The sequence below is a fragment of the Anaerovibrio slackiae genome, assembly GCF_009695585.1.
Taxonomy (GTDB): domain Bacteria; phylum Bacillota; class Negativicutes; order Selenomonadales; family Selenomonadaceae; genus Anaerovibrio; species Anaerovibrio slackiae.
In genome coordinates, this window is record NZ_VUNR01000005.1 from 149,979 (window position 1) to 171,250 (window position 21,272).

Annotated in this window: 31 protein-coding genes and 1 pseudogene; all 32 read left to right on the forward strand. The window is 44.6% G+C overall.

Going from position 1 to position 21,272, the window contains the following annotated elements; all coding sequences use genetic code 11:
• Positions 1-136 precede the first annotated feature (136 nt).
• The 32 genes and pseudogenes from FYJ84_RS04400 to FYJ84_RS15020 all read left to right on the forward strand — a co-directional run bounded on the left by FYJ84_RS04400 (position 137) and on the right by FYJ84_RS15020 (position 21,133).
• The gene (locus FYJ84_RS04400) at positions 137-1,381 is read left to right on the forward strand and encodes a phage tail protein (RefSeq protein WP_154406382.1); all 1,245 of its coding nucleotides are present in this window, start codon (positions 137-139) and stop codon (positions 1,379-1,381) included.
• Between the two features lie 6 nt (positions 1,382-1,387).
• Positions 1,388-2,761, forward strand: a complete 1,374-nt coding sequence (locus FYJ84_RS04405) for a fibronectin type III domain-containing protein (protein WP_154406383.1) — start codon at positions 1,388-1,390, stop codon at positions 2,759-2,761.
• 111 nt (positions 2,762-2,872) lie between these two features.
• On the forward strand, positions 2,873-3,241 hold the full coding sequence (locus FYJ84_RS04410; protein WP_154406384.1) for a hypothetical protein: 369 nt from the start codon (positions 2,873-2,875) through the stop codon (positions 3,239-3,241).
• Positions 3,242-3,253: 12 nt separating this feature from the next.
• On the forward strand, positions 3,254-3,379 hold the full coding sequence (locus FYJ84_RS14795) for a hypothetical protein (protein WP_268878686.1): 126 nt from the start codon (positions 3,254-3,256) through the stop codon (positions 3,377-3,379).
• A gap of 54 nt (positions 3,380-3,433) precedes the next feature.
• The gene (locus tag FYJ84_RS04415; protein WP_154406385.1) at positions 3,434-3,808 is read left to right on the forward strand and encodes a hypothetical protein; all 375 of its coding nucleotides are present in this window, start codon (positions 3,434-3,436) and stop codon (positions 3,806-3,808) included.
• A 6-nt stretch (positions 3,809-3,814) separates the two neighbouring features.
• Positions 3,815-4,255 (forward strand): hypothetical protein, encoded by a 441-nt coding sequence (locus FYJ84_RS04420; RefSeq protein ID WP_154406386.1) that lies wholly within the window; start codon positions 3,815-3,817, stop codon positions 4,253-4,255.
• A gap of 9 nt (positions 4,256-4,264) precedes the next feature.
• Positions 4,265-4,543, forward strand: coding sequence for a hypothetical protein (locus tag FYJ84_RS04425; protein ID WP_154406387.1), 279 nt, complete (start codon positions 4,265-4,267; stop codon positions 4,541-4,543).
• A 93-nt stretch (positions 4,544-4,636) separates the two neighbouring features.
• Positions 4,637-4,876 (forward strand): hypothetical protein, encoded by a 240-nt coding sequence (locus tag FYJ84_RS04430; RefSeq protein ID WP_154406388.1) that lies wholly within the window; start codon positions 4,637-4,639, stop codon positions 4,874-4,876.
• A gap of 15 nt (positions 4,877-4,891) precedes the next feature.
• Positions 4,892-5,212, forward strand: a complete 321-nt coding sequence (locus FYJ84_RS04435) for a hypothetical protein (RefSeq protein WP_154406389.1) — start codon at positions 4,892-4,894, stop codon at positions 5,210-5,212.
• A gap of 18 nt (positions 5,213-5,230) precedes the next feature.
• Positions 5,231-5,419 (forward strand): annotated as a pseudogene (locus tag FYJ84_RS15015) (phage major tropism determinant); the annotation flags it as partial.
• 210 nt (positions 5,420-5,629) lie between these two features.
• Positions 5,630-6,082, forward strand: a complete 453-nt coding sequence (locus FYJ84_RS14450; RefSeq protein ID WP_205764096.1) for a hypothetical protein — start codon at positions 5,630-5,632, stop codon at positions 6,080-6,082.
• Positions 6,083-6,431: 349 nt separating this feature from the next.
• Positions 6,432-7,145: a reverse transcriptase domain-containing protein gene (locus FYJ84_RS14630; protein ID WP_154406391.1), complete on the forward strand. Its 714-nt coding sequence runs from the start codon at positions 6,432-6,434 to the stop codon at positions 7,143-7,145.
• Positions 7,146-7,870: 725 nt separating this feature from the next.
• The gene (locus tag FYJ84_RS04450) at positions 7,871-8,092 is read left to right on the forward strand and encodes a hypothetical protein (RefSeq protein WP_154406392.1); all 222 of its coding nucleotides are present in this window, start codon (positions 7,871-7,873) and stop codon (positions 8,090-8,092) included.
• A 216-nt stretch (positions 8,093-8,308) separates the two neighbouring features.
• Positions 8,309-8,866, forward strand: a complete 558-nt coding sequence (locus FYJ84_RS04455; RefSeq protein WP_328596329.1) for a peptidoglycan recognition protein family protein — start codon at positions 8,309-8,311, stop codon at positions 8,864-8,866.
• Positions 8,859-9,395 (forward strand): hypothetical protein, encoded by a 537-nt coding sequence (locus tag FYJ84_RS04460; RefSeq protein ID WP_154406393.1) that lies wholly within the window; start codon positions 8,859-8,861, stop codon positions 9,393-9,395. Before FYJ84_RS04455 ends, FYJ84_RS04460 begins: the two co-directional genes overlap by 8 nt.
• 128 nt (positions 9,396-9,523) lie before the next feature.
• Entirely contained in the window at positions 9,524-10,222 is a 699-nt protein-coding gene (locus tag FYJ84_RS04465; protein WP_154406394.1) for a BRO family protein, read from the forward strand.
• A gap of 12 nt (positions 10,223-10,234) precedes the next feature.
• Positions 10,235-10,954: a phage antirepressor KilAC domain-containing protein gene (locus FYJ84_RS04470; RefSeq protein WP_154406395.1), complete on the forward strand. Its 720-nt coding sequence runs from the start codon at positions 10,235-10,237 to the stop codon at positions 10,952-10,954.
• 1 nt (position 10,955) lies between these two features.
• Positions 10,956-11,111, forward strand: a complete 156-nt coding sequence (locus FYJ84_RS04475; protein WP_154406396.1) for a hypothetical protein — start codon at positions 10,956-10,958, stop codon at positions 11,109-11,111.
• Between the two features lie 204 nt (positions 11,112-11,315).
• Positions 11,316-11,588 carry a hypothetical protein gene (locus FYJ84_RS04480; protein WP_154406397.1) on the forward strand — a complete coding sequence of 91 codons (273 nt, stop codon included), beginning with the start codon at positions 11,316-11,318 and terminating at the stop codon, positions 11,586-11,588.
• The gene (locus FYJ84_RS04485) at positions 11,585-11,830 is read left to right on the forward strand and encodes a hypothetical protein (RefSeq protein WP_154406398.1); all 246 of its coding nucleotides are present in this window, start codon (positions 11,585-11,587) and stop codon (positions 11,828-11,830) included. The genes FYJ84_RS04480 and FYJ84_RS04485 overlap by 4 nt, the downstream gene beginning before the upstream one ends.
• Positions 11,831-12,227: 397 nt before the next feature.
• On the forward strand, positions 12,228-12,545 hold the full coding sequence (locus FYJ84_RS04490) for a hypothetical protein (RefSeq protein WP_154406399.1): 318 nt from the start codon (positions 12,228-12,230) through the stop codon (positions 12,543-12,545).
• Positions 12,542-12,940: a hypothetical protein gene (locus tag FYJ84_RS04495; protein WP_154406400.1), complete on the forward strand. Its 399-nt coding sequence runs from the start codon at positions 12,542-12,544 to the stop codon at positions 12,938-12,940. Before FYJ84_RS04490 ends, FYJ84_RS04495 begins: the two co-directional genes overlap by 4 nt.
• Positions 12,933-13,304, forward strand: coding sequence for a hypothetical protein (locus FYJ84_RS04500; RefSeq protein ID WP_154406401.1), 372 nt, complete (start codon positions 12,933-12,935; stop codon positions 13,302-13,304). The genes FYJ84_RS04495 and FYJ84_RS04500 overlap by 8 nt, the downstream gene beginning before the upstream one ends.
• A complete protein-coding gene (locus FYJ84_RS04505; RefSeq protein ID WP_154406402.1) occupies positions 13,297-13,554 on the forward strand; it encodes a hypothetical protein in 258 nt (85 codons plus the stop codon). Before FYJ84_RS04500 ends, FYJ84_RS04505 begins: the two co-directional genes overlap by 8 nt.
• Entirely contained in the window at positions 13,551-13,784 is a 234-nt protein-coding gene (locus tag FYJ84_RS04510; protein ID WP_154406403.1) for a hypothetical protein, read from the forward strand. Before FYJ84_RS04505 ends, FYJ84_RS04510 begins: the two co-directional genes overlap by 4 nt.
• Positions 13,777-13,968: a hypothetical protein gene (locus FYJ84_RS04515; RefSeq protein ID WP_154406404.1), complete on the forward strand. Its 192-nt coding sequence runs from the start codon at positions 13,777-13,779 to the stop codon at positions 13,966-13,968. Before FYJ84_RS04510 ends, FYJ84_RS04515 begins: the two co-directional genes overlap by 8 nt.
• 126 nt (positions 13,969-14,094) lie before the next feature.
• Positions 14,095-14,832, forward strand: coding sequence for a Rha family transcriptional regulator (locus FYJ84_RS04520; RefSeq protein ID WP_154406405.1), 738 nt, complete (start codon positions 14,095-14,097; stop codon positions 14,830-14,832).
• 5 nt (positions 14,833-14,837) lie between these two features.
• Positions 14,838-15,746: an RNA ligase family protein gene (locus FYJ84_RS04525; RefSeq protein WP_205764097.1), complete on the forward strand. Its 909-nt coding sequence runs from the start codon at positions 14,838-14,840 to the stop codon at positions 15,744-15,746.
• A gap of 245 nt (positions 15,747-15,991) precedes the next feature.
• Positions 15,992-16,171, forward strand: a complete 180-nt coding sequence (locus tag FYJ84_RS04530) for a hypothetical protein (protein WP_154406407.1) — start codon at positions 15,992-15,994, stop codon at positions 16,169-16,171.
• Positions 16,158-16,541, forward strand: coding sequence for a hypothetical protein (locus FYJ84_RS04535; protein WP_154406408.1), 384 nt, complete (start codon positions 16,158-16,160; stop codon positions 16,539-16,541). The genes FYJ84_RS04530 and FYJ84_RS04535 overlap by 14 nt, the downstream gene beginning before the upstream one ends.
• Before the next feature lies 1 nt (position 16,542).
• Positions 16,543-20,679, forward strand: a complete 4,137-nt coding sequence (locus FYJ84_RS04540; protein WP_154406409.1) for a PHP domain-containing protein — start codon at positions 16,543-16,545, stop codon at positions 20,677-20,679.
• Positions 20,680-20,923: 244 nt separating this feature from the next.
• A complete protein-coding gene (locus FYJ84_RS15020) occupies positions 20,924-21,133 on the forward strand; it encodes a pentapeptide repeat-containing protein (protein WP_154406417.1) in 210 nt (69 codons plus the stop codon).
• Positions 21,134-21,272 lie beyond the last annotated feature (139 nt).

Sequence of the window (21,272 nt, forward strand, 5' to 3'; positions counted from 1 at the left end):
CTATCACAAAGGTGGAGCTAGTTGTTACAGAAGTCCTGCAAACTTCCAATGCTCCACGGTAACAGGCGGCACATCGTATACATTCCATGACTGCACGCCTCCGTAGAATTACAACGAGGTCGGTGGCTATCCTAATATGGCATGGCTGGACATGACCTTCACGATTTCAAATGAGCTGAATGGTAATCCAAGCGTATCCTGCCTGGTCAAGGGGCGCAAGGTATACGACATAAGAACAGGCATAACCGCGTACTCCACGAATCCTGCATTGTGCCTCCGTGATTTCCTGTTGTCCAAGCGGTATGGCTTAGGCAAATGGTTCACTGCGGACATGCTCGACACGGACTCATGGATAGAAGCAGCGGACTACTGTGACGAGCAGATAACATTCCTTGATGGACAGGGAGCCAAGGTCACAGCAAAGCGTTATGAGCTGAACATGGTTATCGACAGCAAGCGCACGGGACTGGAATGGGTACAGGAGATTCTTGCGAACTTCTGTGGCTACCTCGTATACAGCGGTGGCAAGCTGAAGCTCAAGATTGAAAAGCAGACACCTGTATCATATAAGTTTACCGACGATAACTGCTTTGACCTGAAGATTTCACCGCTTGCTCTGTCGGAGACACCGAACCGCTATGAGGTGACGATAATTGACCCGTTGAATAACTGGGCAGCAGTGAAATGTATATGTGATGACTACGCAGACCAGAAGGAAAGACAGCGGATAGTAACGAAAGCTGTGAGCCTCGAAGGCGTAACATCGCAAAACCAGGCATTACGTTTGGCAAGGTTCTATCGTGATTATAACCTTGTGTGCCCTATTCAGCTATCGTTCACTACAGGCATGCAGGGAATGCATCTGGAACCGGGCGATGTCGTAACTGTATCATACCATGGTGTGTTCAAGGATATGCCGATACGCATCAATGAGATAAAGGAAACAAACAAGGGCACTTTTGAGATAAGTGGTAGGCAGTACAACGATACGATTTATGGAGACATCCTGGGCGGTGGCATCCACTGGTATAACTATAGCACCATGCAGACACCGTTGGTCGGTGAAATCCCGGAGGTAATCAATCTGCAAGCGGTAGATGATACCTATGTACTAAAAGATGGGACGAAGAATTCCACCATAAAGCTCACATGGGAAAAGCCATCTGGTTACCAGTTTACCAGCAGTTATACGATAGATTATTCACTGGACGATGGAGCAACATGGATAGCAGCTGGAAGCACGAGGGAAACCAATTTCTCTTTCCCTGCTCGCATGTACTGGACACATCTCATCAGGGTTCGCGTTGAGAATACCGTGGGACGATTGTCAGCCGGTGAGAAAACATCTGTGTATGTAAGCGGAAAGAACAATCCTCCATAGGATGTAGTGAATCTCAAGGCAGAACTTTTGAATCAGAGCATCCATCTTACCTGGGATGCCAACGCTGATCCTGACCTTAAAGGGTACAACGTGTACATGGGGATTAACGGATGCGAGAAATCCAGTTGTGAGCTTGTAGCCAAGGCACATTCATCGAATACCATTATTATTCCGATTGAGTCCGCGGAGGACTACATATTCTACGTTGAAGCTGTGGACACTGCCGGGAATATATCTGAGCATGCAGCGTATGTAAATGTTCACCTGGATCCACTACCTGCGGTTACAGGGTTTTACGCTGTAAAGAATGGCGATAACATAAATTTCTATTGGGACAAGGCTGGCGATTGCAACTATGAAATCCGCTGGGGAAATTCATGGAAGACAGGGCAGCTTGTGGCTAAAGTGAATTCAAATGTGTATACGCATTTCTTTCCGCTGATAGGCACGTATTCATTTTTCATCAAGGCATATGATGGGCTTGGCTTGTACAGTCGTGATGCTTCGTATGTAAGGATTACCCTGACTCCGGCGGTAACACGCAATATCATAGCTGAGTTCGATGAAAGAGCCAATGGATGGCGAGGGGCAAAAAACCTTACATACGTTGGAGATAACTGCTTAATCAAAGGAAGCAGTGCAGTGAGCGGAGAATACTATACGAATATAAGGCTGGACAAGGAAGTAGAGGCACGCAACTGGGTAGAGTTTGACATCATCAGCCTTGCCAGTGATTATACGTGGGTGACAGCGAATACCGATTGGCAGGACGGTGATTATGCATGGCTACAGACCGAAGGCAATTACCGCTGGTGCGATGCCGAGAAAGCGTGGACGGACTATGAATTTTCATGGAAGGAAAATGCTGACGAGTATCCGGTGGAAGTAAGCAATTACATTGCCCAGTACAAAGGAGTCGACGATTACCTGTACACATTCGACCTGAATGAGAATACAGATGGGGCAAAGGTGGCTACTGGCATAACCTATGCTGATGGCAAGTTCAGGCAGGGGGCCGTGATAAACAATGGCGTAACCTTGGATTATGCCGTGAATATACCAGCGGAGTTCAACCTGTCTTTCAATGCAAAGCATCATGAGATAATAGACAAGCATATTGTCTACATGACACTGGAAGGCTCTAACGGCTGGATGCGCGTAGAATACAAGGATGGCATAGTGAGTCTGCTGGATTCGGCACAGAACCGCATCGAGATACCGATGAGGAATTACGGTGAGGATGCATTGAATTTCTATATACAGCAGAAGGCTGACGAGAGAATCCTCACGGTCAACAGCATAGCAAATGGCAAAACCATGTCAGCAAGCTTACCGCTGGGACCTATGGGGACATTTACAGAAATGAGGTTGAGACCATGAATGAGCAGATGGATATAAAGGAAGAAGTGGAGATACATGTTATCAGAGGAGGTAATGCAAATGAAGATTGATGGAGTCATGACAGTATAGGTTTATCACAAGGATGGCAGTGTGCGCACTGTTATTCAGCATAATATGATTGTAGCCAGCGGATACGATGCTATGTGCGATGTTATTGGTAATGGTGTAATGGCACACATGAGCAAGATTATGGTTGGTAGTGGCACCACTGATACGAATGCTTCCATGACAGCACTTGAATCCAAGGTAGCAGAGAAGGCTGCTGTGTATGCTCACGAGCAGGGCACTCGCAGCTTTTCCTTGAGCACGGATTTCTTGGAAGGCGAGGCTGTCGGCGCACTCACTGAGGCTGGCGTGTTCAACAGTGATGATGTAATGCTTGACCGTGTAACCTTCAAGCCATTGAACATTGATGCCGATGACCGCGTGAGCATGAAGTTTGACTTCACGTTCTCTTAATGGGTGGCAATCATGGCTACGACACATAACTCTTATGAAGCCCAGTGGAAGAACGTAGGATTTACATGGGCAGAAAATGCGAGGGCGTGGGAACAGTGCCAGACGATTGACCAGTACGATGTTGTTACCGCTGAATAGATATAGGCTGATGATGGAAAACGTATTGCTATTCATAAGCATAGCCACGAAGACATGTCGGTTAGCTCGGAATTTGAAAAGAAAACTTTGTTTGCAAGAAGCCCTGCGGAGAAAATCGGATTCTACGATAAGCCTTCGTATTCATGGCTGAACAGCCCATTCAAATGGGGCGATGATACCTGGGCAGAAGCCGTGATGTACCATGACAGGGACGTGGTTTTCGATGTAAGCAAGGCTCAGAGCACGGACATAAGCGTGGATGTCGTGAATAGCAATGTGCCATCGCTACTCAAGAAGGAAGCAGTGGTAGTGCAGGAGGACGCTCGTGGCACCGTGACGTTTGTAAGGAACTTCAGCGAGAGCATAAGCATAGCCGATGAAGCATCTAAGGATATAGCTGTGAATAATCATGAGCCGATTGTTCTTTAGGAGGACATGCTTAACAATAGCGGGGCCGTGGTGAGCGATATTATCGTGTCCGCCACGGAAATTCCAACGATGCTCCCAGCTGGCTATGGAGACTGGCAGCCATTCGTTAGCGGTGACTACAAGTATAGAGAGGCACTGTTGAAGTGTGTAATGAAAATAGAAGGAAACACGAATACAATTGTTCTTCCAAAGTATACCGTGTTCGTAGACCTGCCTGACATTCAGGACCATGCGGTGACAAGGATTGAGTCGGCTGAAAACACATACATTCCATTCAACCTTGATTTCTATCGTGTGCCGGAGGTGACCATTACTACCGTCGGTGGCATGGAAGTAGTGATACCGATTATTACGAAGGTTACTGAGGACGGTTTCTGGGTTGAGCTAAGAAACCTGGATAAGGAATTGTCTACAGGTACTATTTCATGGTCGGCTTTGGGATGCTAAGGAGGAGTATTGAATGACAGACTATCAAATGTTTTAGCTTGTAACCAATTGGATAAACCTGATTATCATACCGTTTGCCATTTGGCTTTACCGGTATCTCTCCAATTGGAAAAAGGAAAATGCAAAGTAGGAAAACGAAAAGGAAAAGAGGCGCAGGGCACAGCAAATGGCTATCATGGCGTTGCTGAGAGACCGCATCCTGCAGAGCGGAAGGTACTTTGTAAAACTTGGGGCTATCCCATAGGATATAAAGGTATCGTTGCTCCGCATGGGCGAGGCATATGCTGACCTTGGAGGTAACGGTGAGGGGCATAGGATGGTAGAGCAAATCAGGGCTTTGCCAGTAGATGACCTGGTGATTGAGCATAGGAGGGATAAGTAATGCAGAATTATACAGAGATTTCAGAGAATCAGACATTGAGGGATTCGAGGAGCTTGCTTCTGAATAACGATAAGACTGCAATGAGCAACAGCAGTGGCGAGAGTTTTCCAACGCAGAACCTTCAGATTGGCATGTTCTGCTATAGGACTGACGAAAAGAAACTGTATCAGCTCATGGACAACATGCCTACATGGAAGCTCGTAGTTGACATGAGTGGCGATGGGGCCAAGGTTGCTTAGGTTGATAAAGATGGCGTGAACGAGGATGCGTTGCAGGACGAGGCTGTCACTGAAAACAAAATTTTAAACAAGGCTGTTTCCACGGAAAAGCTTGCGGACGAGGCTGTCACCGGCAAAAAGGTGGACATCCTGAGCCTCAGGAGCTATATTGTTGCAGCTACTCCGCGGTACTATGCGCGCGCCGAGGTTCCGGCTGCATCAGCAAGGACTATCATTAGTATCCCGTCTGACATTTGGATAAATATCAACAATAATGGTTACGTTATTAATGGTGGAACGGATATTGACATTAACGTGAGTGACAATTGGGACAATGCAACCTATGCTACCGCATAGAATCGTAAGGGCAAGGATTTCTATATGTATGCTTGCATTGGCGACAATGGGATAAAGCTTGTGCTTTCCGCTAATAGCACTGTTCCAACTGGGTACAATGCCAACACATCTCGTAAGATTGGCGGTTTCCATTGCCTCTGCGCTAATGTTGGCTCCATCACTGGACATACACTGTCTGGCTACGTTGCTGGTGACATTATCCCTGGCTCCGTGTGGGACCTGCTTCACAGGGCAAAGAGTGATAACGTTGGTATGGTTTATCATGAAGGACTTGGCATATGGGCTGACATCTATGGGGCATCATGGGATGGCTCCAAGCTTACGAGCGTATACGGCGGAATCTTTGCCGACGGAGAGAGCGCAAAGAGGTTCCATGGAGAGTTGTTCGTTGAGGAGTTTGGCAAGATTGGTAAGCGTTTGATTAGCCGTGCAGAGTTCCAGGTGCTGGCAAAGGGAAGTAATGAATGTACCAATATATCTGGTTCTGCTGACCCAGGTACTACAGGTGGGCATGTTGATACCGCTGGTCGGCGCATGATTTCTAATTTTGGTCTTGAGGATTGCTGCGGAGCAATGTGGTCATGGACAAGTGATTTGCTTGAGAATTATCCTGGGAGCGTATGGAACTCCGCGAACTACTACTTGGATAGCTATGCTTGGCAAGAGAGGTCTGTGTATAATCCGGATATTGATTCCCAGAAGTATGGTTCCTGCTTTGGCTTGCTTCGTCGGTGTCTAGTCGGTGGCGATTGGAGCGTTGGTTCGTATTGCGGTTCCCGTGCGGCGGATTGTGACAATTTCTCGTCTGACCGCTTTGCCGCTTTCGGTGGGCGTGCGGTGTCGGAGCCGAGGGTTGTTCATCTCGGCTAATCGGCTAAAAGAGTAAAACGGGACGGACGAATGGACGACGGTACTTCTGGTCGGCGGTTCGTCAAGACGATTAAAAACCGTCGCGTGAGCGACGGGCGATATATATTTTTTCTAGGTTCATAAGTCGTTCCTGCAATGGCTTGCTTCGTCGGTGTCTAGTCGGTGGCAATTGGAGCAATGGTTCGTATTGCAGTTCCCGTGCAGCGAATTGTAACAATTTCTCGTCTAACCGCAATGCCACTATCAGTGGGCGTGCAGTGTCGGATATGGGGGTACAATGGTGTCGAGCAACCCTCAGCTGGGCTTATGAACCTTCCTGCAAAGGAAAATACACAACAGGGGAAGGAGTGTGGCTAGTAATGAAAATGAACGTCATAGAGCCTCCGTTATGAAACGTCATGGCAATCTTTTTGACCTTATTGCCAGCAAGGAAAACTTATTGGTAGCATTTAATAAGGCTAAGAAGGGAAAGTCACGGCAAAGGAAGGTTAATGTGGTTGCCAGGAACTTGGATAGAATGCTTAGTGATTTGCATGAGAGCTTGGTTTCTGGTAACTACCATACCTCTCCATATAAAACGAGGACTATATATGAGCCAAAGGAAAGGCTTATATACATATTACCATTTTATCCAGATAGAATAGTACATCATGCAATTATGAATGTACTTGAGCCGGTCTGGAATAACTTAATGTATTACCATAGCTACGCTTGTCGTAAGGGCAAGGGGATGCACCGTGGCAGTACCTTATGTATGGCGTATGTAAAGCGATATAAATATGTGTTGAAATGCGATGTGTCTAAATTTTATCCGAGCATTAATCATGAAGTGCTAAAGAAAATCATTAGGAAGAAAATTAAAGACGGTAGATTACTTATGCTTCTTGACGAGATTATTGATAGCACTGGCACACCAACAAATGTACCTATAGGAAACTATCTTAGTCAGTGGTTTGGCAATCTTTATCTTAATGAGCTCGATGAAATGGTCAAGCATAAGCTTGGTGTTAAATCGTATATTCGTTATAGCGATGATTTCGTATTGTTTAGCAACAACAAGTAGGAGCTGCATGAATGGGCGAGGAGAATAAGGGAGTTCCTTGCATCAAAGCTTTGCTTGCGCATGAGTAAGTGCGATGTATTTCCGGTGAGTAGAGGGGTTGACTTCCTTGGATATAGGCATTTTCCAAATAAAATCCTGTGTCGCAAAAGGACGGTGAAGTCGTCCAAGAGGCATGTGAAGGAAACCATGCATCTTCTTAGAAGCGGACGTATATCAAAGGAGCAAGCATTAAGCAAGTTGGCAAGTGTAGTCGGATGGATTAAGCACGCCCAGTGTCACAACCTGTATAATGCTATGGAGATAGACAGGATAAAAAAGGAAGTGTTAGAATATGAAGAAATTCAGTGATTTTGCAAAGACGGAAGCCGGGCTTGTCGGCGATAAGCTAAAGATAAGCGAGGTTATGAATAAGAAAATCGTGGTCACAGGCTATCGTATGCTTACATAGAAGCATAATAGCAGACCATTGCTGCATCTGCAGTTTGAGCTTGAGGGCAAAACGCATACCACGTTTACCAATAGCGTAGTGTTAATCCGTCAGTGCGAGACATATCAGGAGGAAATTCCATTTGAGACGATGATTGTCAAGCAGTCCAATTATTACACGTTTTCATGAGGAGGTTGATACCATGGTAGGTTATCCGAATTTTTTGAATACAAAAGAAGATTATATTTATGTACATGATAATTTTTAGAAAGAGCAGTGGCTGCCAGATTTCCAAGCATTGCTTGATACCATGAAGGACTGGTTCTTTGACCATGTACTAGCTGATGGCGAAATTGGCATTACCGATGACACTCACAAGGCAGTAATTGAGGAAGTGGAGCTTGGTGATGATAGGGTTCAGCGTAATGTACAGTACATTCTTAAAGAGAATCCTGACTGCAAATTGCGCAGACTTGGCTTCACTATTCCGGAGGTTAAGAAATTGATGGCAGGTGAGTAATCATGAAAATCAGTTTTGAAAAGGTGAACATTGCTGACATTATAATCATTATTGCCCTGTAGATTGCATTGTTTGTTGCAATTCATAGTGGCGCAAGCGAGCTGTAGACGACCATAGCAGCAGGGCTTATAGGTTATATCGGTGGTTCTTCATCGCGTGGCAAGGAGGTAATGTGAAATGAGGAATGTTACATTAAATGAATTGAAGTAGATGGCGATGAATGCCCGTGAAGCCATTTGGGACAAGGCAAGGACGGAGCCGAAGATTTATCTTCATTGGACAGCAGGGAGATATGAAACTTGTTTTTCTGATTATCATATTAATATCACGGGCGATGGTGACATTTATGTATCCACGGAAGACCTGTCGGAAACTCTGAGCCATACTTGGCGCAGGAACTCTGGCAGCATTGGTATCGCTTTGTGCTGTGGGTATGGTGCTGGATCCACTAGTCTCGGTTCATATCCGCCGACAGCCAAGCAGATTGAGGTGATGGCACAGGTAATCCGTGTTGTTGCTGATGCGCTTTGGCTGACCATCGATAAGGTTCACGTGCTGACCCACGGGGAGGCAGCGAATAACGAGGATGGTGACAATAGCTATCACAATCCATACGCATGGTGGAACGATAGCTATAGAGACGGTGATACCCGTGGCGACCTGGAATACCTGGGAACAACCGAAAGTCCATGTTACAAGCCGTGGGCAACCGATGGCTCACGTGGTGGCGATGTACTGCGTGGTAAGGCTAATTGGTACAGGAATAATGGATAAGGCATGGATTAAGTATGGTATTGTTATCGTGATACTGTGTGCAGTCGGCTGGTTCTTATGGCATCGTGAGCCAGCCACTGTCATGCCACAGGAGCAAACCACGGATGTAAATACTGTACAGAATAGACTTGAAGTGAACAAGCAGAACGCCAAGGAAATTGTTACGCAGGTTAAGGAAATCCATACATATACCAAGGAGCCTGTAGCAACTTATATTGAAACCAGTCCTGAGCCAGAGAAAGCCGTGGAGAAAAAGCTGGAAAAGAAGGATGTCACGTTGCCACCGGAAGCGTTGAAGGACACGGATAAGACAGTTGTGACCACCGATGGCACGAAGGTTGATGTGTACAAAATAAATACATATAGAAATTGGGAGTTCGGCGTGGGCCTCGGAAGGCATGGTAATGAATCTTATGTACCAATTTCATTACAGCGGAACTACGACAGGGTGCATAGCATAACTGTGGAAGCACATGTGAATGAACAGGGCATCCGCGGTGGCGAAGTACAATGGAAAGTACATTTTTGAGGGAGACTGAAAAAGTTTCCCTCTTTTTTTGTTTTTACCCTTGACTAACTCAGAGATGTATTATATCATCTGTGTATAACATCGATGATGTAAATGTAACGCGTATATCATCAAAGGAGTGTTTGTTAATGGAAAACAAGATTCAGGTTTTTACCAATGAGAAGTTCGGTAAGGTTCGTACATTAATGATTAACAACGAACCGTGGTTCGTGGGCAAGGATGTAGCAGTCGCTCTTGGCTACAAAGATACCTCTGATGCCCTGAAAAAGCATGTCGACACTGAGGATAAGCTGACTCGGCGTTTTGCCGACTCAGGTCAAAGCAGGGAAATGTATATTATTAATGAGTCCGGTGTGTACTCTTTAGTCCTGAGTAGTAAACTGCCCACCGCTAAAAAGTTTAAGCGCTGGGTGACCAGCGAAGTCCTTCCTTCCATTCGCAAGACTGGTGGGTATTCTCTTGAGATTCCAAAGGATTATCCGTCAGCACTCAGAGCCCTGGCTGACCAGTGTGAAATCAACAGGATAATGAAGCCAAAGGCAGATTTCTATGACACTGTTGCCAGTACAGAGTCCCTGCTGTCCATGAATGATACAGCGAAAATCCTGAACATGGGCGTGGGAAGGAATAAGTTATTCAAGCTTCTGAGAGACAAAAAGATTCTCATGAAGGATAACATGCCTTACCAGCGTTATGTTGATGCAGGGTATTTCAAAATGGTTGAGTCGTATTACATGGCTGGTGATAATTCAGTAGTTTCCAAAACTACCTATGTACGCCAGCGTGGCGTGGATTACATTCGTAAGCTTTTGAATGAGTGTGCGTAAGGAGGAAGTCAAATGGAAAACAAGATTCAGGTTTTTACCAATGAGAAGTTCGGTAAGGTTCGTACATTAAATGAGGGTGGCAAGATTTACTTTGTTGCCAGTGATATTGCTAAGAGGCTTGGGTATACCAATCTTAGCAAAGCTGTTAATGACCATTGCAGGTGGGTAACGAAACGTTATATACCTCACCCACAGGGCAATGGTAGCCTTGAGGTAAACATTATCCCGGAAGGTGATGTTTATCGCTTGATAACCCATAGCAAATTGCCAACAGCAGAACGCTTTGAAAAATGGGTATTCGATGAAGTCCTTCCGTCCATCCGTAAGACCGGTGGATATACCCTGCCTGACTTCACGAATCCTATTGAAGCCGCGAGAGCATGGGCTGATGAATGCGAGGCAAAACAGAAGGCTCTCGCCCAGGTAAATGAAATGAAACCCAAGGCTGAGTTCTACGATGATGTAACTGGCTCTGAGGATACTATCGACATCGGCGAGGTGGCTAAGGTACTGCATATGGGCATCGGCAGAAACAAGCTGTTCCAGTTCCTCCGTGATAAAAAAGTGTTAGCACCGAACAATGCGCCATATCAGAGGTTCATTGATGCCGGGTATTTCAGGAGAGTCGAGAGCAGTTATGAAGTGTATGGGACCACACATGTCAGCGTGAAGACCGTAGTGTTCCAGCGTGGCGTGGATTATATTCGTAAGCTTCTGAAGGAGAGTGCATGACATGCTGGTGATTAACGGTGGCTACCGTGATGCTACAGCTTGCACGGTGGAAGAATTGATTGACTGGCTCTCTGAATTTGACCGTGAGAGCCAGGTATACATTAACAGCAACGGAACGCTATTGCCAGTCGTATGGCGTTCCCTGGGAGGCGAGTGAAATGCAATCATACAAATTGTCTATTCCTGGTTCCGCTGATATAAGCTTTTGCAAAGCAACTGATTGTAAAACATATTGCCGCAGAAACCGTAGTCTTGAGTGCTTCAAGCGGTGGCTCAAGAGAGAAGTGGAGATTTGCGGTGAGTATGCAAGGTATTCCGTGAGCGATTTCATGGATAGGTGCAGTGATTACAGGAGGGAATCATGATTAAATTTATATCCTATGATGGCAAGTTTCCTAATTTATGCAGAGGAACACTGGCCATTGAAAAAGATGGAAAACGATATGAGCTTCGTAATGTACTCATATCCTGTGGAAATAGCTTCATTGATGCCTATGGGGATGGGTATACGATAAAGGGGCCTTGGCGCATAGATTCTTTTGAACTTCCAAGGAAGTTGCAGGGGGACATCAAAGAAATAGAAGAGCTCGTTAATGAGCATTTGGAACATGGATGTTGCGGAGGGTGCATATGACAAACAGGGGTAAGAAAGTTAAAGAATGGGCTGGCACCATGGTAAAGAATGGGTTCTCAATTCATGTGAGCACGTTGGCCCCATACCTTTACCGTGTGTATAAGGACGAGATTGTAAACGGAGAACAGGTGAGATACAATTATGGCTTTCATTTCTGGTTACCAAATGGGGTACACCATGAAGCTGATTGCTTGCCAGATGCATTAAGGGAAATCAAAATGTATAGGAGCGAAGAAAAATGACAAAAGAAGATGCTTACAAAATGATTGAGAGCATGAAGGTAATTAATGAAACTTGTAGACATGCATATCTTACAGCGGATGTTCGTAAACGTGAATGCTATTGTAAGAATTGTCCGTTGGACACTGGGGATGAGTGCAACGATAGCTTCTATCCAAGTATCGTAAGTATCATTCAGAACTATAAATTTAAGGAGAGAGATTAGCGTGACTAATGCAGACATAATTAGGAACATGTCAGACGAGGAACTGTTCAAGTTTCTTACTCAGGAACTAAATGTTATCAGCACATGTTGTATTTGTGACTATGGTGGCTGCGGGCCTGGGGATAATTATGATTGCCAGGAGGGTGTCATGAGCTGGTTAACATCTGAGGTAGTGGTATTGGAGTGAAGTGAAAATGACTAATAGAGATAAGATTAATGCACTGTCAAATAGAGAAATGGCTGTTTTATGGGACTATATCAAAAGCGATTGCGCTGGCAGTAATTGCGTATTTTATGCTTGCCCTGACTGCGGTGGTGACTGTCTGAAGGGCTTTGAGGCATGGTTGGGATTAGAGTGTGAAGTTGAAGAAAATCCACCTGCCGAGAATGTAGCTGAGCCACAGCAGGAAGCACCTGCCGAGAGAAACCATGATAAGACCATTGAGGACTTACGAAAGGCGGTCTGGTATATAAACAGGCAGATACAAAGATTGGAAGGTGCAGGGAAATGAATAAATGGAAGCCTAATTACGCAGAGGAATATTTTGTCCCCTATATTAACTTCGGTAAACCAATCAGTTCTGGCTGTGTTTGGCTGAGTCGTGATGATGACCATGCACGATACAATGCTAACATAGTCTTTCAAACAGCCGAAGAGGCTTTGGAGCTTGCAGAGAAAATGCTGGCGGTGGCAAAGGATAGTCCAGTGAATAGTAGGGATAATCCTCTTACAGCCTATAGATATGTCTATGATAACGGTAGAATTAAGTGTCCAAATTGTTCTAAAGAGTTCGTCTGGGGCTACTACGATGGCGATGGTTACGATGAAATAAATTACTGTCCATATTGCGGTCAGAGGATAAATGTTGTAGATAACGAGGATGATGAGGAGGAGAGCCATGAGTAGAAGCAGAAGCCAGAAGCTCATAGAAGCAGCAATGCTAATTAAGAATAATTGCCAGGGACTCAAGAGCAGAGATAAATGTAAAAAGTGTGTCTTTAACAGTGATGGTGAGTCCACCATATGTTTACTAGATCCTCCTGGCGAATTTGAGCCAGATTATTGGATTATCCCAAAGGACAAAGTTAAGACTTTTGCGACTAAGGCTGATGCAATTAGGGCTATGAGTAATAATGAGCTAGCTAAGCTCCTCCACAGTAAGTGTGGTTGCGCGTTCTGTGTACGCGATATACACGAATGCAAGGGTGATGTACCATGCATAGAAGGCATAAGGGCATGGCTTGGACAGGAGGTAGGATGCGATGAATAATAAGGAGTTCCTATACAAATACGATAACTGTGTGCGATTCACCAGCTCGGAGATTATATCCATGTGCAAAGGAAAAGTTGGCACTAATGTCAAGATATTTTGGGATGAACCTGAAGATAATATGGTTACATGCGAGTTTACTGTTGCAAAACGGAGATTTCAGATTGACTACATGGGGGCGCATGACTCATATGGTCAAGCCTGGGATGACGATTTTTGCGATAGCTATCCAAAGGAGATTAGAGAATGAGTTTATTACCGCAGGAGCAGGAGACAGTTATATCATGGAACAAGACAAGCAAATTCGCCACGATATACACTACTATCCCTGCTGACATGAGAAGATTATTGGAATCGCCTGACATCTACAAGAAGGTCAAGGAATATAAGCAGGGCAACAGGGTGATAGGTATGGATTTTAAATGCGAGAAACGCTTTATCACCATGAGGCGCAAGGAAAGGGCGAAGAAAAATGGATGAGGCATATTTTAGGGTTGAGACCGCGGAAGACAATCATGTAAGGATTTCAGCGAAGGGCAGTGATGAACAGATTATCCAGTTGCTTATTGATGGTATCTGTGCATTTGCAGCGAAATCCCAGAGCAACCTGACAGCCAAGGAAATCGTCAGGATAATCAACGAAGAATTGCAGGACTGGGAATGACATTCGTGCGCCCATGTGACCACATGGAAGATGTGAAGACAATGTGCAAGTGGTATTCACGAAATCGGGGGTATCCTTTGGTGGCAGAAAATTCTGCCGCGAAAATTTAGAAAGGAATGGTACTTAATGGAAAACAGTATTGTAATTAGCGAGAACAATGGTGAGCTGGTGGTGTCCAGTAGACAGGTTGCGGAGAACTTTGGAAAAAGGCATGACCATGTTATACGAGACATCGAGAGTATAATTAGTCACACCCCAATTTTGGGGGCTGATACCAAGACTGAATTTTCAACTCTGACCTCTATGTTCTATGAAACTACTTATAAGGCTGGCACAGGTAAGTCTTACAAAGAGTATCTCATGAACCGCGATGGATTCTCCTTGTTGGTCATGGGTTTTACCGGCAAGGAAGCGATGGCATGGAAAATCAAATATATCCAGGCTTTTAACGAGATGGAGAAGAAACTCAAGGAACCAGCTCCGCTTCAGAGAGAACAATTGGAAGTGGATTTGTATAATGCCAAGACCGCCCAGGCAAATCTCTGGTTGCTCATAGCTGGCAATACTAACAATGCCACTCACAAGGAAATCTGCAATGCTTATGCAGCAAATACCTTGGCAGGTCGTGAGGTCTTTGCTCTCCCCATGGTAGAACAGAAAACATATACTGCCACGGAGATAGGTAATATGCTTGGTATCTCAGCCAACAAGGTTGGCAAGATTGCCAATGAGCACTGCTTGAAGAATGATGAAAATGGCAAGTTCTTCTACGACAAGTCACGGTATAGCAATAAGACCGTGGAGTCGTTTAGATATTACTATTCAGCCGTAGATAAATTCCGTGATATTTTGAAGGGAGCATGATTCAAATGGAAACAACTTTTTATCAGCATGTAGAGAGGCTTGGCAACGATGAGGTACAGGGTATCCTTGATGGCATGGTCTACCTGTTCACCAAGCTTGACGGAACAAACATTGGCATTCACAGCGAGAATGGTGAGGTCAAGGTAAACAGCCGTAAGCGTGCTATTGCTATTGGTTGTGATAACGCCGGTAGCTGTAAGTATGTAATGGACAATCCGAAGTTTGCTTCGTATCTCAAGGCGCATCCGCAGCACTACTTGTACGGAGAGTTCCTTGTACCGCATACAATCCGTAGCTACAGTGATGATGCATGGCGCAAGGTGTATATCTTTGATGTGGTTGATTACTCCGATGGCTACCCTCGCTACCTTACATACGAGGAGTATCAGCCGTTGCTTGAGGAATATGGCATCGAATATATTCCTCTCATTGCCAAGCTGGAGAATCCTACTGAGGCGCAGCTTTCCGAGTATCTCCAGCGGAGCAACTTCTTGCAGAGCGATGCCTCCATGCCAGGCGAGGGCATTGTCCTGAAGAACTATGGCTTCCGCAACGAGTACGGCAGAACCACATGGGCAAAACTGGTGCGCACGGAGTTCAAGATGCAGAAGAAATGCAAGGTGTCCGCGGTCGATGTCGAGCATGGCATTGTTGACCAGTATCTTACCACAGCCTTCATCGAAAAAGAGCTGGCGAAGGTGCTGAATGACATTGGCACATGGAACAACAAGTACATTGGTCGTTGCCTGGGTACGGTATGGCATGAGCTTATCGTGGAGAATACCTGGGACATCGTGAAGAAATTCAAGAATCCGAAGATTGACTTTGGCGTACTGAATGTCCTTGCAAACGAGAAGATTAAGCAGGTTATGTCCAAGTTCTTCAAGGAACAGGGTATTACATTGCCGTTTTAAAGGCTGATTTTGGCACCGTTAAATTCGAGGGTAATATGATTGTACCTAAATGGATTTAATGGTGCCAAAAATAGGGAATAAGAGGTGGTTTTTATGGTAATAAATGCACTCAGAGTAGTAATGATTTCGTTATTAGTCATTGGGATATATCTGCTTTTCCAAGGTGACTTCAATGCTGCGGAGCATAGCCTGATAATCTCGGTGCTTGCTTCATTGCAGATTCAGATAAGAGAGGGTGATTTGAAATGATAAAAATGGTGAGAGAGGGGTTCCTGGCCATTGGTGCATTCACAGGTGTTTCCGCGTTGCTCACGGTACTTAATGTAGCCGATAAAAAGACATGGTTTGTTTTGCCACTTGTATTCATGGCTTACTTTTGCTTTAGGGTTTATGTGGTTTTGGGAGGTAGTAATGTTGAGAAATGATTTCAAAAGATTAAGTGAAGGCAAGGAGTTCATTATTGCTACGGACTTTGATGATACTCTCGTTCGTGCAAAGGAGTTCCCTGGGTTTTCCGGCAGAACGTTCTGGTTCTATGTACTCAGGTATATCCAGAGGAAGTATAGTAACGTGAGGGTAATCCTGTTCACATGCAGGGAAGGCAAGTATCTCGATGATGCCGTGAACTTCTGCAGGAAGCACAGTCTTACCTTCGATGCCGTGAACGAGGATATTCCAAGCTCCATCGAATGGAAGGGAAAATCCAGGAAGCCATTTGCTCATATCTATGTGGACGATAGAAATGCAGGGATAGGCGAGGCAGTAAAGAAAATTTGCAGGGAAGCGAGGGAGTAACATGTACATCTCATTACATAATCACAGTCATTATTCTACGCTCGATGGGTATCAGACGGTACCTGAGATGGTCACGAGAGCAAAGGAGCTGGGCTACACAGCCCTCTCCCTGACCGACCATGGAACCATGCGTGGCATCGTGGACTTTTATGAGGAATGTAATAGGCAGGAAATCAAGCCTATCCTTGGGTGCGAGTTTTATTTCTGCGAGACCCCTGAGATAAAGGACAGGGCATTGACTCACCATCTTGTCCTGCTAGCCATGGATGATACAGGGTATCACAATTTAAAGCTCCTGGATTCCGAGGCATACAAGGAAGAAAATTATTTCTTCACTATGCGCCTTGGACTGGATGAATTACGCAGACATTCCGAGGGCATCATCTGTCTAACTGCTTGCATGGCTGGTGTACTGAATACCAATAGAGCCGACTGGTGGATGCAGGAACTGCATGGCATCTTTGGTGACAGGCTGTACGCAGAGATACAGCCACTGAATATTCCTGAGCAGCAGGAGTATAACAGGAAAGTTATTGAGCTTGCCAGGAAATATAATGTACCTCTTGTAGTGACCACGGATGCGCATTATGCAACCCCTGCTGACCAGCCATATCATACGTTATGGAATGAGATACGCGGATTTTCCTACCATGACAATGAGAATTACCTGTGGTCTGAGCAGGAGATTCGTGATACCGCATGGATTCCAGAGGAGGTAAAGGATGAAGCTATCAAAAATACTGAATACATTGCTAGCTTATGCAATGCTACCATTACTATGGGTGGCAACCATTATCCTTCGTATCCTACGGATAACCCCAGCGAGGAAATAAGGAATATCTGTAGAAAGGCATGGAAGGACAAGGTGCCAAAGGGAAGGTACAAGGAATACGGCGAGAGGTTCAACGCTGAAATGGTTGACCTGGAGAAAGCAGGATACCTCAATTACCTACTGGTAATATGGGATATGCTCAGATGGTGCATGGAAAATAATATACCCACGGGGGTAGGCAGGGGAAGCTGCTCTGGAAGCCTAGTTGGTTATTTGCTTGGTATTCATGAGATAGACCCGTTGGTTCATGGGACAGAGTTCTTCAGATTTTGCAATCCATTCAGAATTACTCCTTGTGACATAGACAGTGATGTGTCTACAGTGGGCAGAGGGAGAATAATAGATTATGTGAAGCAAAAGTATGGCAATATTTGCAAAGTCATGACCATCGGCTATACAAAGAATCCTGAAAAGAACGATGTTGGCAAGGCATCCATTCAGAGGGCAGGGAAGGCATTGAAGCTAGAGGCTCAAGCATTAAGGTCGCTGGTTAAGCGTGTGACCGGAAGTCTCGAAGAAATTCTTGAGTGCCCTGAATTTGACAAGGCTACCCTTGAAAGACTCTATGATGTGGCAAAGCATTTCTGTTATCGTCTTGACAAAACAGGATGCCTGGCCCCTCATGAATTAGTCAATACTTCCACGGGGATGCGTATGATAAAAGACATTAAGGTTGGTGACTATGTTCTGACCGAAGATGGCTCTTATCGAAAAGTATACAATGTTATTCCAACCATTAGTTCTACCGAGAATATTATAAGGTTTAAAACTATATCCAATAAAAGTGGTATAGATTTTACAGCCAATCATGTAATGAAAGTGATTGATAGAAAGGTTATTGATGGTGTTGCTAATACTCGAGGTAGAATGTATACAGACTTAGATTCGGAATATAAATCGTATGAAATCGAAGCAAGAGATGTAGACATTAATAAGCATATGTTTTATATTCCCCTCGAAAAGAATAACTGTGACTATAAGGTTATACATCATGGCATATCAGGGTACAATTGTTCAATTAAAATAAAAGATGACATTGTGGTTGACGAAGATATGGCATGGTTGCTTGGGGCCTTTATAGCGGAGGGTTCAACAAGTAAATATGGTCATGCAGTAATATTTACATATAACGATGACGAGTCGGGATTCATAAATAAGACACTGCGAATTATGAAAGAAAAATTTGGTATAGATGGAAAATTACGACATAGTAACCATGGGCATTCTATAGATGTAACATATAGTTCTAAAATGCTTGCAACATGGATTAAGAGGAATATAGGACATGGTTGTTATAATGTTAATATTCCACAATATATATGCGATTCAAATGATAGCGTTAAATTATCCTTTATTCGGGGCATATACGATGGAGAAGGACAGAAAACGCAACGAAAAAATGGAGGTCAGCGTTGTCAAATTGAAATGCATAATCGCCAGGTAATTTCATGGATATATAATACGTTATTACGTATGGGATTACGCTGTTCATACAGGGAACAGCCAAGAAAGTCTGGTACCATTAGCTGGATATTGGGCTTATCGAATAACGCATGCTTTGCCATTTATGGTGAACCTCTTACGTCTAAAGATACATATAAATATCAAATGGCTATTGTTACGATAGATGGGAGAAAATGCATGGCATTTAAAATTACAGAAAAAGATGAATTCAGAAACATATATCATACTGTTTATGATATATCTGTTGAAGGAAATCATACCTTTGCATGTAATGGATTTATTGTACATAACTGTCATGCCAGTGCTATCCTGGTAACGCCGGACGCGATTGAAAACTATACTCCATTGGAGGGAATGTATTCCAACGACACATCCACGGGTGAGCGCACATATATCCGAGCAGCAGCGTATACATTCCATCAATTGGAAGCGATGGGATGCATGAAGCTTGATATACTCGGACTGTCTACATTGGACATTATAAATGATTGCTTAAAAAACATAGGCAAGACAAGGGCAGATATTCCAATGAACGACAAGAAAACTTTTGACACATATGCACAGGGCAACCTTGATGGCGTGTTTCAGATGGAGTCCAGCGGTATGCAGAGGGTAGCCAAGGAGCTTCATGTGTCCAACTTTAACGATGTTGCAGCATTGGTGGCACTGTTCCGTCCTGGCCCTATTGATTCAGGCATGCTCCAGCAGTACATAGATGCCAAGAATGGCGCGGAAGTACATTATACCTGTGATGCCATGAAAAAGATTGCAGGGAATACATTTAATGTACTGGTATACCAGGAACAGATAATGAAGATAGCCATGGAGATGGCTGGTTATAACCTTGGGCAAGCAGATGCTTTGCGTAAGATTATCGGTCGCAAGGAAGTTATGAAGATTAACCAGGCGGTCAAGGAGTTCGTGGAGGCTTGCGTAGCGAATGGATACGAGGAGTCCGTTGCTCAGTCCGTGGGAGAACAGATAAGAGCCGCTGGCAACTATTGTTTCAACAAAGCTCATGCATGTTCTTACGCTCTCCTGTCATACATGACCGCGTACCTGAAGACCCATTATCCTGTGGAGTACATGTGTGCAGTGATAAATTCCAAGGGCAAGCAGGAGGATATTATAAAGTACCTTCCTGAACTCAAGAGGCTCAACATAGAAATCCTGGAGCCAAGCTATAAAGTTGGCAACATGGAGTGGCAGGTGGAAGGCAGGAATATCCGCATGGGACTTGGCTACATCAAGGGCGTAGGGAAGAACATCGTTCTCGGATGTAAGTCATGGAAAGAGTTCGTTGACAAGAATACGAAGACCGTTGGCATGGCACTGATAAAAGCAGGAGCCATGGACTCCATCGGGAAATCCCGTGCATGGATGATTGCAAATTTCGAGGATGATTCCAAGAAGCTCCAGCGAGTCAGGCAATGCGATGAGCGTATAGAACATTATAGCCAGCTCGGAGACACCAAAAGGGTTGAGCAGTGGCAACAGAAGAAAAGCGAAGTGCAGCTGAGTATCAACGCTGAAAAGGAATACGATGAAGCCAAGGGGGAAATGGAAGTGCTTGGCATGTCATTCCATAAGTTGCCAAAGATACTCGTGGGCATCGCTGATTCCGTGCAGGAGTTCCATGATAAGAAAGGAAACACCATGGCGAGAATAGTTTTCAAGACGGATTACGGTGAATTCAAGGGAGTGGTCTTTGCCAGCAAGTGGAAAAAGAAGACCGCATGGGAACGCGGAAGAGGCAACGTACCTGGGATAACCGTGGAGCAGGGAAAGAAATACGAATTCATTATAGATAACGGTGTGATAATGGATGCCAAATGTTGCTAATGTACTGCTAACAAAATAGCCGTGAAAACCCATGAATACTGGGGAGTTGTTTTCACTCAGTGAACACTCAACTGAAAACTCGGCTGAATGTTCAGTTTTTGAATATTCATTTTCTGAAAACAAAACAGGTTCAAGATTGTGATTTTCCGGGACTTTTGGCTGTGATTTTGCCTGCGAGTTTTCACTATCTGAACATTCAGTTATTGAACGTTCAGATAGTGAATATTCATTTATTGAATGTTCACTGGCTGAATGTTCATTATTTGAATGTTCACTTATTGAATGTTCATTATTTGAATGTTCACTTATTGAATGTTCATTATTTGAATGTTCACTTATTGAATGTTCACTGACTGAATGTTCATTAGGTGAAAAGCTGGCAGCTGCATTGCCGGGCAGGGGCAGCAGGCGGTATTCGGTCTGGCTGCGGTTGCCGTTCTGTGCCGGGCGGTAGTCAATATACCCCAGTTCCTTCAGGAGGCGGCGCATGTTGTACACGGTGTTGGGGCTGCCTACGTTGGCAAAAACCATCAGCTGCTGGATGGTGAATTTCAGCCATTCCTGCCGCCAGCAGGTACGGTTGAAGCTTTTGA